This window comes from Streptomyces sp. CA2R106, assembly GCF_037034245.1.
Taxonomy (GTDB): Bacteria; Actinomycetota; Actinomycetes; order Streptomycetales; family Streptomycetaceae; genus Actinacidiphila.
This window is the reverse complement of the sequence record NZ_JBAGKC010000214.1, coordinates 1-276: the sequence shown is the minus strand read 5'-3', so window position 1 is coordinate 276 and position 276 is coordinate 1. Positions and strand designations below refer to the sequence as shown.

General features: G+C 61.6%; 1 protein-coding gene. It reads right to left on the bottom strand.

Features of this window, described 5'->3' with window-relative positions; genetic code table 11:
* On the bottom strand, window positions 1-276 hold a 276-nt coding region (locus WA788_RS35800; protein ID WP_443034152.1), incomplete at both ends, for an ABC transporter permease.

Below are 276 nucleotides of genomic sequence, written 5' to 3'. Positions count from 1 at the left end.
CGTGAACGCGATCGGCATCGACGCCCGCGGAAAATGCAACGCCCGGATCAACCCCAGATTCCCCGAGATCGACTTCACCCCGCTCAACACCGACGACTGCGTGAACGTGAAAATGAACACACCCGTCACCAGGAACGCGATGAAGTTGTCGACCCCCCGGTGCGTACCGATCAGAATCCCGAAGATCAGGTAGTACACCGCCGCATTCAGCAACGGCGTCATCACCTGCCACAACTGACCCAACCGCGCCTGCGTGTACTGCGCCGCCGTCCGCGC